This window comes from Dactylosporangium sp. NPDC049742, assembly GCF_040674675.1.
GTDB lineage: Bacteria > Actinomycetota > Actinomycetes > Mycobacteriales > Micromonosporaceae > Dactylosporangium > Dactylosporangium maewongense.
In genome coordinates, this window is record NZ_JBFANF010000005.1 from 187,566 (window position 1) to 204,369 (window position 16,804).

Sequence of the window (16,804 nt, forward strand, 5' to 3'; positions counted from 1 at the left end):
CCGGCCGCACCCCACCGACCTGCTACCTACCACGAACCGGCCACGCACCACCGCCGGCGACCGCGCCGCGGGCCACCGGAACCCCGCCGCGAGCCGACACCGAGCCGGCCGTCGGAACCCCGCCGCGAGCCGGCACCGAGCCGGCCACCAGCAACCCGTCGCAAGCCGACACCGCACCGGCCACCGGCAGCGACCGCCCGCCGGCGCCCGAGCGGCCACGGACGCCGAAACACCCGCCCCGCACGCGCACGGTCACCAGCGGCTGGCGCCGCGGTCGCGCAGCGCCCTCGCGTGCTGCTCCAGGGAGACGAGCTCGCTGAAGAGGCGCAGGTACTCGTCGGCGTGGGTGACCGGGTTGATGCGCTGCTGCTTGGACTTGAGGTCGGCGATCCGGCGGTTGAGGGCGGGCAGCTGCAGCCGGACGATCGTGGCCTCGACATAGCGGGGGTCGGGCTCGCCGTCGAGGCGGAGCGGCTCGACGGCCAGCTCGGTGACGAGGCCCGCGGCGGCCGGGTCCGGACACGCCTCGCGGACCCGCTCGATCCAGACGGCCCCGCCGGTCGCGGACGAGGCGCCGCCGGCGTCGGCGATCGCGGCGCGCAGCGCGGTGTAGGTGGGGTGGGCGTAGATGTCGGCGCCGATGACGTCGAACATGGGGCCGGCGAGGGCGGGCTGCTGGAGGGCGAGCTTCAGCGCCTCGCGCTCGACGAGGGCCTCGGCGCTGTCCGGCGCGAGGATCTTGCGGGTGGAGGCGGCGGGTGGGGGCTCGACGACGCCCTTCGCGGCGGCGCCGACGGCGCGCTGGACCGTCTCCAGCTCCATGCCCAGGTCGCCGGCGAGCTTGCGGGCGTACTCGGGGCGCAGGGTGCGGTCCTTGATCTTCGCGACCAGGGGGGCGGTGGCCTTGAGGGCGCCGACGCGGCCTTCGGCGGTGTCGAGGTCGAAGCGCTGGATGACGGAGCGGAGGGCGAAGTCGAGCAGTGGCTGCCGGTCGGCGACGAGGTCGCGGACGGCGACGGGGCCCTTCGCCATGCGCAGCTCGCACGGGTCCATGCCGTTGGGGCCGACGGCGATGAACGTCTGTGCGACGAACCGCTGGTCGTCCTCGAAGGCGCGCAGCGCGGCCTTCTGCCCGGCGGCGTCGCCGTCGAAGGTGAAGATGATCTCGCCGCCGTAGCCGTCGGCGTCGAGCAGCAGGCGGCGCAGGACCGCGATGTGGTCGGCGCCGAACGCGGTGCCGCAGGTGGCGACCGCCACGGGCACGTCGGACAGGTGGCAGGCCATCACGTCGGTGTAGCCCTCGACGATGACCACCTTGCTCTGCTTGGCGATCTCGCGCTTGGCCTGGTCCACCCCGTACAGGACGTGGGACTTCTTGTAGAGCGGGGTCTCGGGCGTGTTCAGGTACTTCGGGCCGTCGTCGTCGTCGAACAGCTTCCGTGCGCCGAAGCCGATCACGTCGCCGGAGATGTCCTTGATCGGCCACAGCAGGCGGCGGCGGAACCGGTCGATGAGGCTGCCCGAGCGGGCCTCCTTCGACAGCCCGGCGGTGATCAGCTCCTGCGCGGAGAAGCCCTTCAGCCGCAGGTGCTTGCTCAGCGGGTCCCAGCCCTCGGGCGCGAAGCCGCAGCCATAGCGCTCCGCCTCCTCGCGGCCGAAGCCACGCTGCGCGAGGAACTCGCGGGCCAGCCGGGCGCCGGGCGAGCCGAGCTGCTCGGCATAGAAGCGGGCCGCCTCGGCGTGCGCGGCGATGAGCCGCTGCTTCTGGCCCGTCTGGCGGACCGGCGCGCTGCCCGCCTCCACATACTGCAGCTGCAGGCCGGCGCGGCCGGCGAGCCGCTCGACCGACTCGACGAACGTCAGGTGGTCGTGGTCCATCAGGAACTTGATGGCGTCACCACCGGCGCCGCAGCCGTGGCAGAAATACACGTTGCGCGCGGGCGAGACGTTGAACGAGGCGGTCTTCTCGTCGTGGAACGGGCAGAGCCCCTTCAGGTTGCCGCCCCCGGCCGACTTCAGCGTCACGTGCTCGGAGATCACATCCGCGATCGCGGTGCGCTCCCGTACCAAGGCGATGTCCTCGTCCTTGATCTTGCCGGCCACCCGACGCCACCTCCCCAACCCGAGGCCTACATCCTGCCTCGCGCCTACGACAATTTACGACCTCACCCCGGCAACACCACACCGGCCACGACCTCACCCGGGCAAAACCACACAGCCACGACCTCACCCGGGCAAAACCACACAGCCACGGCTTCACACGGCCAACACCACACGGGCACCATGGGCGCACATCACCGTGCGATGCTGCCGCCATGCCGAAACTGCGGGACGAGCGGGTCGCCTGGCTGGCCGTACAGGACCGGTTGCGGCGGCGCAGCCGGCGGCTGGGGCCGTGGGGCTGGCTGCTGACGATCGCCACGCTGGGCGCGTGGGCGGTGCTGCGGTCCCAGGGGCGTGGGGCGGCGCGGATGGCGGCGTATTCGCTCGCCGTCGACCACGTCACCGGCTACCTCGGCGAGGACGAGCGCGAGACACTGCGCACGCACGGCACGGTGCCGCCGTGGTTCCTGTTCGAGGTCGAGCGGGCCAGGTGGGCGGCGCGCGACAAGCAGTCGCTCCCCGCCGGCCGCGAGACCCGCCTGGAGCGGCGCCGCCGGATCCTGCTCAGGGTCGTGCTCACGGGGACCGTCGCGGCCGCCGTCATCGTGTTGTCGCCGACCGTGTGGGTACGAGCGGCCTCCGCCGGCCGGATCGGTCCCGCCTCGACGGCCCCGGAGGCGGGCGTCGCGATCGTGTTCGGGGCCCAGGTCGCGCCGGGCGGGCAGGAGCCGATGCCGTTCCTCAAGGGGCGGCTCGACGTCGCCGCCCAACTGCTCACGTCCGGCAAGGTGAAGGCGCTGCTCATCTCCGGTGACGCGCAGGGCGGATCCGGAGATGAGGTCCGGGTCATGCGCGACTACCTGGCGGGCAAGGGCGTCGATCCGGCCAGGATGGTCGTCGACCCGCACGGACTCGACACCTATGACACGTGCCGCCGTGCCCGCGACGTGTACGGCGTGACGAAGGCCGTTCTCGTCAGCCAGGAGCTGCACCTGCACCGTGCGGTGACGCTGTGCCGGCGGCTGGGCGTCGACGCGTACGGGGTGCCCGCCCTCTGCGAGGGATGCCAGCGGGTGACGATCTGGTACAACACGGCCAGGGACGTCGCGGCCGGGCCGAAGGCCGCCTGGGAGGCCCTCCGGCACCGACAGGCGGCAGTCGTGTCGCCACCGGATCCGTCCCTGCTGCAGGCGATGCGCTGACCCGCCCACCATCGTGGTTTTGGGCACGCCCGGCAGGCACCGGCGGCATACTTGACCCGTCCACGGCGCCGACATCAGATCGGCGCTTGTCCATGCCTGGCCCGATGGGTGGTGCGTTACCGGTGATGATCCCGCGTCCGGGGGTTTCCGGCTGATGGTCACCGTGCTGCGCACCGTCGACGACGTCCTCGCATGGGCGGAGCTGCTGGTCGGGCCGCCGCTGCGCACCGCCGTCGGGCGGCTCCCGGAGCCGTCGCGCGAGGTGGCCGAGCTGCAGCTGGGCGGGCTCGACGAGGATCCGCCCGCCGCCCGTACACGCGCCGCACTGACCCTCGTCTGCGCGGGCGCCGTCGGTGGTGACCCGCACGACGCGGTGTCGGGCGCCGTCGCGGTGGAGCTGGTGCACCACTGGTCGGGGCTGCAACGGGACCTGTTCGACGGCGACCTGACCCGCCTGCACCGGCCGACCGCCTGGAGCGTGGTGGGGCCGCACCCGGCGACGCTGGGCGGGCAGGCGATGCTGGCGCTCGCGTTCGACGTGGCGGCGACCGGCGACCCGACCAGACGCGTGCCGCGCCCGCTGCGCCAGGCCAGCCGCGCCACCCCCGACACCGCGCCGGCTGCGCCCGCCAGGGAGCCGGTGCGGCAGGACCGGGCGACCCGGGACAGGTTCACCGAGCAGCACGGCACCCCCGACCCGTGCACCGACGCGCGCCGGCAGTCCGGTGCGGCGTCCGTCGACCGGGCCGGCGTCCGCATCCTCGGCGACACCGTCCAGCAGCTCCTGCACGGCCAGCACACCGACCTCAACACGGCCCTGGACGCCGCCCTGCCCCGGCACCGCTCCGGCAACGACCTGCTCCGCGCGTGCATCACCGCGGTCGAGCAGCGCAGCGGCGCCCTCTTCGGCTGCGCGTGCGCCCTCGGCGCGCTCGCCGGCGGCGGCGACGCGGCGCGGGTGGAGCAGCTGCGGCTGTTCGGCGTGCGGCTCGGGCTGGCCGTCCGGTTCGCCGAGGACCTGCAGGGCATCTGGGGCGACCCGGCCGTGACGGGCCGCCCGGCGTTCGCCGACCTGCGCGGCCGCCGCCGCTCGCTGCCGGTCGCCGCCGCCCTCGCCGCGGGCGCCGACGAGCTGGCCGACCTGCTGCACCGCGAGGGCCGCCGCCTCAGCGAGGCCGACCTGGAGCGCGCCGCGAAGGTCGTCGAACGCTCCGGCGCCCGCTCCTGGTGCGCCCAGCAGGCCGACGACCTCCTCGCGCAGGCCCTGGTCGCCCTCGACCTGGCGATCCCCGAGCCGGCCGCGGTCGCCGAGCTCGTCGCCCTGGCCCGCTGGGCGACCCGCCACCCGGCCTGACCGGCACCCCCGCCGGCGATCCACAAAACCCGCGCCCAACCGGCGATCCACAAGGCGATCCACAGACCCGCTCCTGACCGGCGCTCCCCCGAAGGCGCGCCGGCCGGGTGCGGGTGCGCGTCAGGAGAGGGCGGCGACCACCTGCTCCGCGCGGGTGGCGTGCTTCTGGTACGCGCCGGGGAACGCCGACCGCTGCACCGCCTGGGCGGCGCCGGTCACGCTCATCCGCTGCCAGCCCTCGACCCGGTTGAGGGCGTTGTAGAAGAGCATCGCGGAGTGGGCCGGGTTCATCAGCTCGGCGACGGTCCCCCAGCCCTGGCTGGCCCGCTGCTGGAAGAGCCCGACCGAGTCGTGGTCGGTCGAGGTGCCGTCGTGCGGCAGCCCGAGGGACGCGGGCACGGCGGAGCTGGCGACGTTGTACAGGTCGCTCTCCTGCATCGCGGTCGCGACCGCCACGACCAGGGCCCGGTCGGGCATGCCCTGCGCCCGGCCCTGCTTGACGATGATCGCGGCGTTGTCCATCTGCCGCTGGTCGAGGCCGGCGACGGGCCTGACGACCGGCGGCACCGGCGGCGCGGGCGCGGCGGGCACCGCGACGGCCAGGGGCCCGGTCGCGGGCGCCGGCGCCGCGCCGGCGGAGGGCGCGGCCGACGGCCCCGAAGCGGACAGGGACGACGGCGACGGCCAGGACCAGGCCGCGGCCGCTGACTCGGCATACGCGGAGCCGGTGAACATCGACGCCGGCGAGTCCGCCGGCAGGGTGCCCAGCAGCGTGGCGGACAGGATGGCGACCGAGACGGTGCCGGCCTTGGCGCCGAGCACGGGCACCAGCCGGCGATGTCGCGGGTGGAACTGGCGTGGCAACACCTTCAATATGGGCTTCACTACTGATGTTTTCCTTCGTTGGCAGGCAGAAGACATGCGGCATCGGCACGCCGCCTGAGGACGGCATGCTGGAAGGGGGGAACCAGTGGTGAGGTGTTACGAGGGCGCGCGGGCGGCCGGCATCGACGCAGACTCCTTCCGGTGCCGCCTACCGGGTTAGCTGACGGGTTCGGGCGGGAAGTTTCGCCCTACCGCGGCCAGGCCGCGGATGCACCCCAGAGGACGCGCATGGGTCCCCGGCTCGCGAAGATCGCGACTCGACGGCGCCCGCCCGGCAGCACCGATGCGGTGCAGGTCGACCGGAGCGGACGCAACGACACTACTGGGCCGTCTCGGGCCGGGCCAACCGCAGCAACGGCATACCACCCTGAGCACCCGAACGCTCACCGAACGCCGTCACCCGCCTGGTCACCTCACCGGCGTGACGACCGCCCTTGACCAGGTACATCGCGCGGTCAGCGGCCCGCAGCGCGGCGCCCGCGTCCTCGACCGTGTCATCGATCACGGCCACACCGACGCTGACCCTGACCCGCATGATGTGCCCCTGGTGCGTGACGGGTGCGCAGACGGCGCGCTCGAGGCGGTCCACCAGCACGCCGAGGTCGCCGGCGGCGACGTTGCCCATGAGGACGACGAACTCGTCGCCGCCGAGGCGCGCGACGGTGTCGGTGGGCCGCACCAGCGACTGGAGGCGCTGCGCGACGGCGACGAGGACCGCGTCGCCGGCCTCGTGGCCGAGGGTGTCGTTGACGATCTTGAAGTCGTCGAGGTCGCAGAAGAACAGCGCGCTGATCACCTGCTCGGTGCGGGCCCGCCGGATCGCGGCCGCGAGAGGCTCGGCGACGGCCTCGCGGTTGGCCAGCCCGGTCAGCGGGTCGCGGGAGGCCCTGCGGACCAGGTCGGCCTCGGTGGCCTTGCGGCTGGTGATGTCCTGCACCTGCGTGATCGCGAACGCGGGCGACCCGGCGACCACCGACATCGTCGCGGAGATCCAGATCGTCTCGCCGTCGCCGCGGACGCAGCGCACCTCGTAGTCGCGGATCATGCCGGCACCGCCGGCGAACACCTCCCGGCTGCGCTCGAAGTCGTCAGGGTGGATGAAGTCGCCGAAGCGCATCGAGACGAGCACGTCCTCGTCCCGCCCGAGCAGCTCGCACAGCGCGGGGTTGACCCGGACGAGGCGGGTCAGGTCGGCACCCTCCAGGCCGATCATGCACATGCCGGTGCCGGCGCCGTTGAACGCGAGCCGGAACGCGGCCTCGCTCGCCTCCAGGTGCTGCCGCTCCCGGCGCAGCGCCTCGACCAGGTTGGCGTTGTTGATCGCGATGCCGGCCTGCGCGGCGAGCATCTCGAGCAGCTCGCGCTGGAACGCGCCGGGCCGCCTGCCGTCGGCGGGCAGGTCGACGCTGAGCACGCCGACGAGCGAGCCGTCGGGCGCGCACAGCGGCGCGAACAGGGCGTCGAGGGGGTGCCAGCGCTCCTCCTCCGGGATGCCGTCCGCGCCGTCGGGGGCGGCGGGGATCCAGGACTGGATGCCGTCGTTGTGCCGCTCGTGCGGCAGGAACCGCAGCTGGCCCCACTCGTCGGCGGCGGCGAGGTGCGCGTCGAACTCCGCCGCCGGGTACCGGACGCCGAGCAGCTCCGCCCGCGCCTCCTCGGACCCGGCGATCGCGACCGCCTCGTACACGCCCTCCGGATGCAGGTAGTTGACCACGGCGGCGCCGAACCCGACGTGCTCGACGACGGCGTCGGCGATCCGGTTCAGCGTCTCGACGACGGTGCTGCCGGTGTTGATGCGCCCCGTGATCCGGTAGACGGAACGGATGGCGGCCATCGCCATGTCCCGATCTCGATCCACGGCTCGCCTACCCCGATCCGGCCGACCCTGCAGCCCTCACATCGACGCAACGCCTCCGATCCTAAGCAATTGCGGGCGCGGTCCGCCGCCGCGCGGACCCGGGTCATCGCTGCGGCTGACGACGGGGCCGCGGCGGCCGGCTTACGGTTCCGACTCGACATGCCGTCGAGTCACCTGAAACCGTCTGAAAGGTCGCTATGCCGCACAAACTTCGCCGTCTCCTTGCCGGCGGCTGCCTGATCGTCGCCCCGCTGGTGTACGTGGCGGGCCTGCTCACCGACCCCGCGCTGCGCGCCGGCGACGCCGCCGACGGCGCGTACGGGCGCCACCCCGGTCAGGTCTCGGTGAGCGCCGCGCTGCTGCACTGGAGCTGGGTCCTGCTCGTGCCCGGCATCATCGGCATGATCCACCTGGTCCGCCGGCGCGCCGTGCTCTTCGGGCACATCGCCGGGCTCGTCGCGCTGCTGGGCGTCGTCAACTTCTCCGCGCTGATGCTCGGTGACTTCTTCTACGCCCGGCTCGAGGCGGACCTCGGCACCGCGGCGGGCGACCGCCTCGCCGACGCCGCCTTCGCCGCCGGCGGGGCACAGTGGGGGTTCCAGGTGCCGGGCTTCCTCGGTCTGCTCGGGGTGCTCCTGCTGGGGTTGGCGCTCGCGTACGACCGGCGCGTCCCCTGGTGGGCACCGCCGGCGATGCTGGCCGGGATGCTGACCGGCCCGATCTACCCGATCGGCATGATCGCCGGCAGTCTGCTCTACATCGCGGGCGCGGGCGTGATCGGCGTGCGGATGCTGCGGATGACCGACGCCGAGTGGGCTCAGGATCCGAGCGGGAACGTCGCGGCGACGGTGTAACCGCCGGCGCCGGGCCCGGCGCGGAGGGTGCCGCCGTGCAGGGCGACCCGCTCCCGCATCCCAGCGAGCCCGTGCCCCGCGCCGGCCACGGCCGGCGTGCCGTCGTCGCTGATCTCGACGGTCAGCGCGGACGGCGCGAAGCCGACGGTCACGTCCGCCGACGCGGCCCCGGCGTGCTTGAGCGTGTTCGTCAGCGCCTCCTGCACGACGCGGTACGCGGCCAGCCCGACCGCCGGCGGCACCGGTCGCGGCCTGCCTGTGGTCCCGATCCTGACGTCGAGGCCGGCGGCGCGCAGCGGCGCGGCGAGCCGGTCGAGCTGGTCGAGGCCGACCGGCGCCCGCCCGTCACGCAGGACGCCGAGCAGCATCCGCAGCTCCTCGACCGTGTCGCGGCCGGCCCGCTCGACGCTGTGCAGCAGGTCGCGTTCCCGTTCGCGGGCGGGGTCGGCGGCCAGCAGCATCCGGACCCCGCCGGCCTGCAGCGTCATCAGGCTGACGTGATGGGAGATGACGTCGTGCAGCTCCCGCGCGATGCGGGTGCGCTCCTCCTCGGCGGCCACCGCGGCCCGCTCCGCCATCCGGATCGCCCGGTCCGTCTGGCGCCGCAGCAGGACACCGCTGCCGTAGGCGACGCCCATGAAGATCGCGCCGATCAGCCCCTCCGCGACGTCCTGCCCCGGCAGCGTCTGCAGCAGGGCGTAGGCGGCGAGGACGGTGGCGGCGCCGGCGGCCCGGGCCCGCCGCCCTGTCGCCGCGCTGCCGACGGTGTGCACGAGGATGAGGTTGGAGTAGAACTGCCAGGCGGTCAGCGGGTAGTCGTCGTCCAGGACCGCGAACCGGAACAGGGCCGACAGCGCCGTCAGCGCGGCGAGGGTCGCGACCGGGAAGCGGCGGCGCGGCAGCAGGATCACGCCGGCGAGCAACGCCCCGGCGGCGACGAGCCCCGGCCGGTGCACCTGCCCTGGTCCGGCGCCGGCCCGCCCGAACGCCTCGACGACACCGGCACCGGCGACCGCGAGCGCCAGCACGACGTCGAGCCAGGACGGCCGCGGCAGCCTGGGAGCGAGGTTCATTCGCCTGGGCGGACGAGGCCCGCCTCGTAGCCGTACACCACGGCCTGGACCCGGTCGCGCAGCCCGAGCTTGGTGAAGATCCGGCCGACGTGGGTGCGGACCGTCGCCTCCCCCATCAGCAGCCGGGCGCCGATCTCGGCGTTGGACAGCCCGCGGACGAGCTGCTCGAGGACCTCCCGCTCCCGCCCGGTCAGCGTGTCCAGCGCGGGCGGCGCGACGGGCTCGGGACGGGCGGCGAACGACGCGATCACCCGGGTGGTCACTGCCGGGTCGATGAGCGCGTCGCCGGCCGCCGCGATCCTGACCGCGTCGACGAGCTGCTCCGGCGGTGACACCTTCAGCAGGAACCCGCTGACCCCGAGCCGCAGCGCCGCGTGCAGGTGCTCGTCGGTGTCGAACATGGTGAGCAGCACGACCTTCGGCGGCCGCGGCCCGGCGAGTACCTCCCGGGCCGCGGTCAACCCGTCCAGCCGCGGCATGGCGATGTCCATCACGAGCACGTCGGGCCGCAGCCGCTGGACGGCCGCGACCGCCTCCACACCGTCGGACGCCTCGCCGACGACGGTGATCGATCCGGCGGCCGCGGTCTCCACGACCAGCCGCAGGCCGGCCCGGATCATCGCCTGATCATCGGCGATGACCAGCCTGACCTGCTCAGACATACGTGCAGGATAGCCAGCGCGGGCTCAGCCGAGCAGCTCGCCCAGCGGCACCTTCGGATCCTCGAGGCGGACCAGGTCGACGGCGGTGCCGGCCCAGCCGGCGCGGACGAGGGCCTGGATGTCGTCGGTGACGTCCCAGACGTTGACGTTCATGCCGGCGAGGACGCGGCCGTCCTGGACCCAGAAGGCGATGAACCCGTCCGCGACCGAGGTGCCGCCGCGGAAGACGACCCGGTCGTAGCCGCCGGGGGCGACGAAGCCGGAGTACTCCATGCCGAGGTCGAACTGGTCGGAGTAGAAGTACGGCACCCGGTCGTAGGTGGCGTCGCCGAGCAGGGACTTCGCCGCGACCTTGCCGCCGTTGAGGGCGTTGGCCCAGTGCTCGACGCGGACGCGCCGGCGCAGGCCGGGGTGGTCGAGGTTGACGACGTCGCCGGCGGCGTAGATGTCGGGGTCGGAGGTGCGCAGGGCGGCGTCGACGAGGATGCCGTTGTCGACCTCGAGGCCGGCGTCGACGGCGAGCTCGGTGTTGGGCTGGATGCCGACCCCGACGACGGCGACGTCCGCGGGCAGCTCCGTGCCGTCGGCGAGCACGACCGACCGCAGCTTGCCGTCGGCGCCGCGGAACTCCGCCACGGAGGCGCCGAAGCGGAACTCGACGCCGTTGGCGCGGTGCAGGTCGGCGAAGACGGTGGCGACCTCGTCGCCGAGGACCCGCTGCAGGGGCAGGTCGGCGACCTCGACGACGGTGACGGCCGCGCCGTGCTTGCGGGCCGCGGCGGCGGTCTCCAGGCCGATCCAGCCGGCGCCGACCACCACCACCCGCTCGGCGCTGCCCAGGTGCGCCAGCAGCGCGTCGGACTCGTCGACGGTGCGCAGGTAGCGCACGCCGGTCAGGTCGGCGCCCGGCACGTCGAGGGTGCGGACCCGGGAGCCGGTGGTGAGCAGCAGCTTGTCGTAGTGCAGCTCGTCGACGCCGTCGAGGGTGACGGTGTGCGCGGACGGGTCGACGCGGGTGACCCGGGTGGCGAGGCGCAGGTCGACGCCGTTCTCGGCATACCACGACTCGGGGTGGACGAAGGCCTTCTCACGGGCGTCCTTGTCGCCCTGCAGGTACCCCTTGGACAGCGGGGGCCGCTCGTAGGGGCGCTCGGTCTCCTCGCCGATCAGCACGATCCGGCCGGTGAAACCCTCGGCGCGCAGCGTCTCCGCCGCCTTCGCCCCCGCGAGGCTCGCGCCCACGATCACAAATGTCCGCTCGTCAGCCATACGTCCCAGCCTTCCCTACCGGTCCGCGATCCGCCAAGGGTTCACACGCCCGCGGAACCCGCCGGATCCAGCAGCCGCTGGTGCCAGGCCGTGGCGGACAGGTCGGTGAGGCTGGCCACCTGGTCGATGACGACCCGCAGCCGGGCCGCGTCGTCGGGGGCCGCCCGCCACATCGGGGCGAAGACGGCGTCGAGGCCGTCCGGCGCACGGTCCGCCAGGGCGGCCACGAGCTCCTGGAGGACCGTGACCTCCTGCGCGTAGCGCTGCTTCGAGCCGGGGCGGCGCATCACGTACCGCAGCGCCATCCCCTTCAGCAGCGCGCACTGCGCCCGCACGACGGGCGGGACGACCAGGTCGGCGTCGTAGCGGCGGACCGGCGCGTCGCCGTGCGCGGCCCGGGTGGCGGACACGGCGGCCGCGGCGAAGCGGCCGGTGAGCACGCTCGTCACCCGCTTGAGGGCGACCTGCGCGGCGTGGCTGCCGTCGTAGTGGCCCAGCGGCACGAGGACCGGGTCGGCGAGCAGGTCGAGCAGGACGGTCTCCAGGTCCGCGGCGCGCTCGGCGGAGTACGCGGCGGCGACGTCCTCGCACAGCGCGGCCCGCTCGCCGCCGTCGGCGCGCAGCGTGGCGAGGTCGACGTAGCCGCCGTGGACCCCGTCCTCGACGTCGTGCACCGAGTAGGCGACGTCGTCGGCCCAGTCCATGACCTGCGCCTCGAGGCATCGTCCGGGGTCGGTGCGGCCCGCGCGCAGCCATTCGAAGACGGCCGCGTCATCGGCGTACACGCCGAACTTGCGGTAGCCGTCGCGCCGCGGCCACGGATACTTCGACACCGCGTCGAGCGAGGCCCGGGTGAGGTTCAGCCCGGCCGGGGCGCCGTCCGGCGCGAGGACCTTGGCCTCCAGCCGGGTGAGGACCCGCAGGGTCTGCGCGTTGCCCTCGAAGCCGCCGCACGCCTGGGCGACCTCGTCGAGGGCGTCCTCGCCGTTGTGCCCGAAGGGCGGGTGGCCGAGGTCGTGGGCGAGCCCGGCGGTGTCGACCACGTCGGGGTCGCAGCCGAGCCGGGCGCCCATCTCCCGGGCGATCTGCGCGACCTCCAGGGAGTGGGTGAGCCTGGTGCGCAGGAACGCGTCGGCACCCGCCGTGTGCACCTGGGTCTTCGCGGCGAGGCGGCGGAACCCGGCGGAGTGCAGCACGCGGGCCCGGTCCCGCTGGAACGGGCTGCGCCCGTTGTCCGCGCTGGTCGTGGTGCGGTCCTTCTGCGGCTCGTGCACGTAGCGTTCCGCGTCCGGGTTCACGTGTCGAGCTTAGAGGTCTTCCCGGGTTCTTCGTCCCGCGCCACAGGAACCGGAGCGGACGCCTCACGCCCGGCGGACGGCTCGCCGCCGGCGGACGCCTCGCCGTCGGCGGGCGGGCCACGGCCGGCGGGTGGCTCGTCGAGGGCGTCGACCATCGGCGTCATCAGCACCTTGACCGCCGCGACGACCGGGATCGCCATGAGCGCGCCGACGACGCCGAGGACCGCGCCGCCGGCGAGCGCCGCCAGCAGCACGGCGATCGGCGACAGGTCGACGGTGTCGCGCAGGACCCGCGGGGAGATCAGGTAGTTCTCCAGCTGCTGGTACAGCAGGAAGAACGCGGCCACGACGACGGCGGCCGGCCAGAGCCCGCCGGTCACCAGCGCGACGACCGTGCAGCCGACCGCGCCGACGGTGGCGCCGATGAGCGGGATCAGGTCGGTGACCGCGACGAAGAAGGCGAGCGGCAGCGCGAACGGCACGTCCATCAGGAACAGGCAGGCGAACGACGACACCCCGGCGAACAGCGAGATGATCAGGTTGCCGATCATGTAGCCGCCGACCTTGTCGACCACGACGTCGATCGCCTGCGCCGCGTGGGGGCGGCCCCGCCGGGGCACGAGCCGCACGACGCCGCGCCGGAGCCGGGGCAGGTCGGCCATGAAGTAGATCGTGAGCACGGTGACCAGCAGGACGTTGAGGACGGCGCTGAAGATGCCGGTGAGCACGCCGAGCGCGCCGCCGCCGATCCTGCCCGGCAGGGTCCTGGCCAGCTCGGTGAGCTTCGCCGTCAGCCCGTAGCGGTCGGCCACCTCGCGATAGGCCTTCGACCGTTCGGGCAGCTCCCGCAGGTACTGCGGGACGTTGCGCAACAGGTCGCCGCCCTGCCCGACCAGCGGCGGGGCCAGCGACCAGACGAACCCGGCCAGCAGCGCCACGGCGAGCACCACGATCACGGCGACCGCGGCCGGGCGGCGCACCCCGCGGCGGACCAGCAGCCGCACCGCCGGGTCGAGGCTGACGGCGACGAAGACGGCGATCGCGACCTGCACGAGGATCTGCCGGACGTTGTACAGCGCGAACGCGCCGGCCGCGACGGTCAGCAGGCCGAGCCCGGTGGCGACGGCCCGGCGGTACGCCCGGCCGAAGTCCGTTACCGGGGGTGGCGCAGGATGCAGAACTCGTTGCCTTCCGGGTCGGCGAGGACGAGCCATTCGCCGTCCTCGTGCTGACCGACGTCCACGTGGCGGGCGCCCATGTTGACCAGGCGCTCGATCTCGGCGTCGAGGTCGTCGGGGCGCAGGTCGAGGTGGAGCCGGTTCTTGGCGTGCTTGGGGTCCTGGTGGCGCAGGAAGATCAGCCGTGGGTGGCCGTCGGCGCCGGGGCCGACCACGACCTCCCGCGCGGACACACTCTCGACCCGCTGGTCGAGGACCTCGGCCCACCATCGGCCGAGCCGCTCGGGGTCGAGCGCATCGACGATCAAGGCATCCCACCGGCTCCCCATGCGCACCTCCGTGGACGGCGTGGGGACCCACCATACGCCGCGCCGTCGGGCGTCGCAGCCGTGCAGGAACGCGTGGGGGACGGCACTTTAGTCGCTTCCCGACCCCCATGTCCCGTAAACGTGCAAATTGCAAAAAGCAGTATCCGATCGGCTGGCGGTTATCGCCCGAATGCACGGAGTAGATGATCAAGTGGCTTGGGGTAATTTGCCGGAAGCGCATCGTTACGGCCTCTCCCTCACTTCTGCCGGTGTGCGCCACTTCCTCCTGCCCGCCGGCCTTGTACCGGCACCGCCCGCGAACGGGAGACTCCGTGCCTGCAATCGATGACTGCCTGCGACGCGCCATGACGATCCGGGGTGCGATCGGGGCCAGCCTCATCGACTACACGACCGGGCAGTCACTGGGCATGCAGGGCGGACAGGACCAGGTCGCGCCGCACGCCGACCCGGCCGCGGCGGCGCTGGGCACCGCGAGCGTCATCCACGCCGCGATGCAGACCGCCGCGTACGCCCCGGCGGTGCCCGGCGACACGGTCGAGGACGTCATCATCAGCACCTCGGCGGCATATCACCTGATCAGGCCCGTCCGGACCGGCTTCGACTCGCGGCTGGTGCTCTACGTGTGGCTCGACCGGGCAGAAGGCAACCTGGCCATCGCAAGGCGCCGGATCCGAACCCTCGCCGAGGAACTTGCATGATGACAAGTATGTCGGAGGTGGCGGCGTGACCAGTCGGGGCAGGGCGACCGTGAAGGACGGGCGGCAGCAGCCGAAGCTCGGCCGTGGCGTCACCCCGGTGAAGGCGCTCCAGCAGCTCGCCGGCCTCGGCGTGACCGGCGCGCTGACCGTCGTCGGCCAGCCCGGCGGCGTGATCTTCCTCCGCGACGGCCTGGTCAACGGCGTCGAGTCGCCGGCCGCGCCGAGCGTCGACCGGCTCCTCACCGCCGCCGGGGTGGTCGACGAGCGGGTGTGGGAGACGATCCCGTCCCGGCCCGCCAGGGCGCTCGTGGAGGGCGGGCACCTCACCGCGGCCGAGGTCGAGCTGTGCGCGATCAACGCGTTGTACGACGCGGCCTGGTTCGTGCTGTCCACCGAGCGGGCCGAGCTGCGCTTCGCCCCGGACATCGAGCACTGGCTCGGCGCCGAGAGCACCGTGACGGCGGACCAGTTGTGCGACCATGTCGCCCGGCAACGGCGCATCCTCGACGAGGTGCACCCCTCTGACGTCACTGACACAGCCGCGATCAGGCCGGTCCTGCGACCGGGCCTGGACCGTGTGCTGCTGTCCGGGCTGCAGTGGGAGATCGTGCTGCACGCCGATGGGCAGCGCACCCCGCAGGACCTGGCCGGCCTGCTGGGGCGCTCCGCGTACGCGGTGACCCTCGACGTGCGGCGGCTCGCGGCGGCGGGCCTGATCGAGTCGCCGCCGCCCACCGTGGACGAGCCCCCGTCGTCGTCAGCGCCGTCGTCGACACCGTCCTCGTCGGTGGATTCGGCGTCGGTACCGGTGGCGCCGGCGCCTTCCCCGGCACCTTCCCCGGCATCACCTCCGGCCGCATCTCCGACGCCAGCGACGGAATCGGCCGCGGCGGGCCGGCCGGTCGGCTCGGCACCGGTCAACGGCGGCGGCGAGGAGTTCCTGCCGCAGCGGGTGCCGGGGACGTTCACGTTCGAGGATCCGGCGACCGACACCCGCAGGCACCTGCCGGCGGGGGTCACCGCCCTGGCGGTGCTGCCGGGCGCGATCGACAAGGCACCCGACGACACGCTGCTCAAACGCATCCGCTCGGCACTGCAGTCCCTGCGATGAGCCGACCGGGAGATGGAGGTAACGCGACGATGACCACCGATGCGGAACTGCGCGGCGCGCTCCTGCTGGAGCTCGGTCGCCTGCGCCGGGCCGTGCCGGAGCTCACCGGATGCCTGGTCGCCAGCACCGACGGCCTGCTGATCGTCGACGAGGCCGAGACGGTCGTCGCCGAGGGGATCGCCGCGCTCGCGGCGGCGTGCCTCGGCGTCAGCCAGCGGATCGCCGACAGCGCCGGCCAGGACGACTTCCAGGAGGTGTTGATCAGCAGCATGGGCGGGCACGTCGCCATGTACATGGCCGGCCACGGCGCCGTGCTGGTGCTGCTGGCCGCCGCCGACGCGAACGTCGGGCGGCTGCACCACGAGGCACGCCGGTCGATCAGCGTGGTGTCCCACGTGGTGGCCACCGCCGCGCTCACCTTCGCGCAGGCGATCCCGGAGCCGGCCCGGTGGTAGGCCGCAACGGCGGGGCGCACCGGCGACCCAGGCGAACGAACGAACCAACCCCCAAGACCATCGACAGTTCCCCCACGAACAAGCTCACGGAGGTAGCCATGGCGGACATGGAGACGGCGCTCAAGGAACTCATGACCATCGACGGCGCGATCGGCGTCGCGCTGGTGGACTACAACAGCGGCATGGCGCTCGGCGTGCTCGGCGGTTCGAAGGACCTGGACCTGACCGTGGCGGCGGCCGGCAACACCGACGTGGTCCGCGCCAAGATGCGCACCATCGAGATGCTGAACCTCAAGGACGGCATCGAGGACATCCTCATCACGCTGAACAACCAGTACCACCTGATCAGGCCCCTCACCGGGCGCTCCGGCAAGGGGCTGTTCCTGTACCTGGCGGTGCTGCGGTCCCGGGCCAACCTCGCGCTGGCCCGGCACCAGCTGGCCCGCGTCGAGGAGGAGCTCGACGTCTGACCCTC

At 73.5% G+C, this 16,804-nt stretch carries 16 protein-coding genes and 1 riboswitch; of the genes, 7 read left to right on the forward strand and 9 right to left on the reverse strand.

Annotation, left to right across the window (positions count from 1 at the left end; genetic code table 11):
- Nucleotides 1-252: 252 nt before the first annotated feature.
- Entirely contained in the window at nt 253-2,103 is a 1,851-nt protein-coding gene (gene dnaG, locus AB0J72_RS09460) for a DNA primase (protein ID WP_363396741.1), read from the reverse strand.
- 212 nt (nt 2,104-2,315) lie between these two features.
- Between dnaG and AB0J72_RS09465 the strand changes: the two genes are divergently transcribed.
- Together AB0J72_RS09465 and AB0J72_RS09470 are read left to right on the forward strand one after the other, a co-directional pair.
- Complete coding sequence (locus AB0J72_RS09465) at nt 2,316-3,305, forward strand: ElyC/SanA/YdcF family protein (protein WP_363396744.1); 990 nt, start codon at nt 2,316-2,318, stop codon at nt 3,303-3,305.
- 154 nt (nt 3,306-3,459) lie between these two features.
- Entirely contained in the window at nt 3,460-4,659 is a 1,200-nt protein-coding gene (locus tag AB0J72_RS09470; protein ID WP_363396747.1) for a polyprenyl synthetase family protein, read from the forward strand.
- A 120-nt stretch (nt 4,660-4,779) separates the two neighbouring features.
- On the opposite strand, the gene AB0J72_RS09475 is transcribed toward AB0J72_RS09470, so the two are convergent.
- Both AB0J72_RS09475 and AB0J72_RS09480 read right to left on the reverse strand, forming a co-directional pair.
- Nucleotides 4,780-5,523 carry a hypothetical protein gene (locus tag AB0J72_RS09475; protein ID WP_363396750.1) on the reverse strand — a complete coding sequence of 248 codons (744 nt, stop codon included), beginning with the start codon at nt 5,521-5,523 and terminating at the stop codon, nt 4,780-4,782.
- Nucleotides 5,524-5,674: 151 nt separating this feature from the next.
- A riboswitch (cyclic di-AMP (ydaO/yuaA leader) is annotated at nt 5,675-5,817 on the reverse strand.
- Between the two features lie 46 nt (nt 5,818-5,863).
- Entirely contained in the window at nt 5,864-7,378 is a 1,515-nt protein-coding gene (locus AB0J72_RS09480; RefSeq protein WP_363396753.1) for a diguanylate cyclase, read from the reverse strand.
- A gap of 221 nt (nt 7,379-7,599) precedes the next feature.
- On the opposite strand from AB0J72_RS09480, the gene AB0J72_RS09485 reads away from it, so the two are divergent.
- The gene (locus AB0J72_RS09485) at nt 7,600-8,256 is read left to right on the forward strand and encodes a hypothetical protein (protein ID WP_363396756.1); all 657 of its coding nucleotides are present in this window, start codon (nt 7,600-7,602) and stop codon (nt 8,254-8,256) included.
- On the opposite strand, the gene AB0J72_RS09490 is transcribed toward AB0J72_RS09485, so the two are convergent.
- From AB0J72_RS09490 to AB0J72_RS09515, 6 genes are read right to left on the reverse strand one after another with little or no spacing between them, the layout of a single operon-like run.
- On the reverse strand, nt 8,220-9,329 hold the full coding sequence (locus AB0J72_RS09490) for a histidine kinase (RefSeq protein ID WP_363396759.1): 1,110 nt from the start codon (nt 9,327-9,329) through the stop codon (nt 8,220-8,222). The genes AB0J72_RS09485 and AB0J72_RS09490 overlap by 37 nt on opposite strands.
- A complete protein-coding gene (locus tag AB0J72_RS09495) occupies nt 9,326-9,991 on the reverse strand; it encodes a response regulator transcription factor (RefSeq protein WP_363396762.1) in 666 nt (221 codons plus the stop codon). Before AB0J72_RS09495 ends, AB0J72_RS09490 begins: the two co-directional genes overlap by 4 nt.
- A gap of 24 nt (nt 9,992-10,015) precedes the next feature.
- The gene (locus AB0J72_RS09500) at nt 10,016-11,260 is read right to left on the reverse strand and encodes an FAD-dependent oxidoreductase (RefSeq protein ID WP_363396765.1); all 1,245 of its coding nucleotides are present in this window, start codon (nt 11,258-11,260) and stop codon (nt 10,016-10,018) included.
- A gap of 41 nt (nt 11,261-11,301) precedes the next feature.
- Entirely contained in the window at nt 11,302-12,558 is a 1,257-nt protein-coding gene (locus AB0J72_RS09505; RefSeq protein WP_363396768.1) for a deoxyguanosinetriphosphate triphosphohydrolase, read from the reverse strand.
- Nucleotides 12,555-13,772: an AI-2E family transporter gene (locus tag AB0J72_RS09510; RefSeq protein WP_363396771.1), complete on the reverse strand. Its 1,218-nt coding sequence runs from the start codon at nt 13,770-13,772 to the stop codon at nt 12,555-12,557. The genes AB0J72_RS09505 and AB0J72_RS09510 overlap by 4 nt, the downstream gene beginning before the upstream one ends.
- A complete protein-coding gene (locus AB0J72_RS09515) occupies nt 13,712-14,065 on the reverse strand; it encodes a VOC family protein (RefSeq protein WP_363396774.1) in 354 nt (117 codons plus the stop codon). Before AB0J72_RS09515 ends, AB0J72_RS09510 begins: the two co-directional genes overlap by 61 nt.
- A gap of 311 nt (nt 14,066-14,376) precedes the next feature.
- On the opposite strand from AB0J72_RS09515, the gene AB0J72_RS09520 reads away from it, so the two are divergent.
- The 4 genes from AB0J72_RS09520 (at nt 14,377) to AB0J72_RS09535 (ending at nt 16,799) form a co-directional block, all read left to right on the forward strand.
- Complete coding sequence (locus tag AB0J72_RS09520; RefSeq protein WP_363396777.1) at nt 14,377-14,763, forward strand: hypothetical protein; 387 nt, start codon at nt 14,377-14,379, stop codon at nt 14,761-14,763.
- Nucleotides 14,764-14,788: 25 nt separating this feature from the next.
- The gene (locus tag AB0J72_RS09525; RefSeq protein WP_363396780.1) at nt 14,789-15,874 is read left to right on the forward strand and encodes an ADAM 12 protein; all 1,086 of its coding nucleotides are present in this window, start codon (nt 14,789-14,791) and stop codon (nt 15,872-15,874) included.
- 29 nt (nt 15,875-15,903) lie between these two features.
- The gene (locus AB0J72_RS09530) at nt 15,904-16,329 is read left to right on the forward strand and encodes a roadblock/LC7 domain-containing protein (protein ID WP_344511888.1); all 426 of its coding nucleotides are present in this window, start codon (nt 15,904-15,906) and stop codon (nt 16,327-16,329) included.
- A gap of 98 nt (nt 16,330-16,427) precedes the next feature.
- Nucleotides 16,428-16,799 (forward strand): hypothetical protein, encoded by a 372-nt coding sequence (locus AB0J72_RS09535; RefSeq protein ID WP_363396783.1) that lies wholly within the window; start codon nt 16,428-16,430, stop codon nt 16,797-16,799.
- Nucleotides 16,800-16,804: the final 5 nt, after the last annotated feature.

Excerpts from the sequence above, each read along its gene's own strand:
- AB0J72_RS09485 (WP_363396756.1), top strand. The coding sequence starts at position 7,600 with ATGCCGCACAAACTTCGCCGTCTCCTTGCCGGCGGCTGCCTGATCGTC.
- AB0J72_RS09490 (WP_363396759.1), bottom strand. The coding sequence starts at position 9,329 with ATGAACCTCGCTCCCAGGCTGCCGCGGCCGTCCTGGCTCGACGTCGTG.
- AB0J72_RS09470 (WP_363396747.1), top strand. The coding sequence starts at position 3,460 with ATGGTCACCGTGCTGCGCACCGTCGACGACGTCCTCGCATGGGCGGAG.
- AB0J72_RS09465 (WP_363396744.1), top strand. The coding sequence starts at position 2,316 with ATGCCGAAACTGCGGGACGAGCGGGTCGCCTGGCTGGCCGTACAGGAC.
- AB0J72_RS09495 (WP_363396762.1), bottom strand. The coding sequence starts at position 9,991 with ATGTCTGAGCAGGTCAGGCTGGTCATCGCCGATGATCAGGCGATGATC.
- AB0J72_RS09500 (WP_363396765.1), bottom strand. The coding sequence starts at position 11,260 with ATGGCTGACGAGCGGACATTTGTGATCGTGGGCGCGAGCCTCGCGGGG.
- AB0J72_RS09510 (WP_363396771.1), bottom strand. The coding sequence starts at position 13,772 with ATGGCTCGTCCTCGCCGACCCGGAAGGCAACGAGTTCTGCATCCTGCG.
- AB0J72_RS09535 (WP_363396783.1), top strand. The coding sequence starts at position 16,428 with ATGGCGGACATGGAGACGGCGCTCAAGGAACTCATGACCATCGACGGC.
- AB0J72_RS09515 (WP_363396774.1), bottom strand. The coding sequence starts at position 14,065 with ATGGGGAGCCGGTGGGATGCCTTGATCGTCGATGCGCTCGACCCCGAG.
- AB0J72_RS09480 (WP_363396753.1), bottom strand. The coding sequence starts at position 7,378 with ATGGCCGCCATCCGTTCCGTCTACCGGATCACGGGGCGCATCAACACC.
- AB0J72_RS09530 (WP_344511888.1), top strand. The coding sequence starts at position 15,904 with ATGACCACCGATGCGGAACTGCGCGGCGCGCTCCTGCTGGAGCTCGGT.